This window comes from Chryseobacterium sp. SIMBA_028 (genome assembly GCF_046535285.1).
Classification (GTDB): Bacteria; Bacteroidota; Bacteroidia; order Flavobacteriales; family Weeksellaceae; genus Chryseobacterium.
In genome coordinates this window covers 1-261 of sequence record NZ_JAWRWZ010000437.1, presented here as the reverse complement: position 1 = coordinate 261, position 261 = coordinate 1, and the positions used below count along the sequence as shown (strand labels likewise).

General features: G+C 33.7%; 1 pseudogene. It reads left to right on the top strand.

What is annotated here, in order from left to right:
• A pseudogene (locus SCA31_RS24030) lies at positions 1–261 on the top strand (VWA domain-containing protein); the annotation flags it as partial.

Sequence of the window (261 nt, the reverse complement as noted above, 5' to 3'; positions counted from 1 at the left end):
ACGAAGAATAATTTTAGTCTTGTAGAAGGAGATGAAGGATTTTTCTCATTAAATTATCCAAAACAGAGTATGTCTCAAGGTTTCGTTATTTTCCCGAAAAAAGGGGATATCGCAACGCCGGGCTATCTTAAAAAATCGGTTGACAGCTTGATCGCTCAGGTTACTTTAGATAATGAAACTTTAGATAAATCATTAAATGATTATTTCCACTCTTCAGTTGGAGCGGGAAGAACTGATGTTGATTTAAAATATAAATATCTG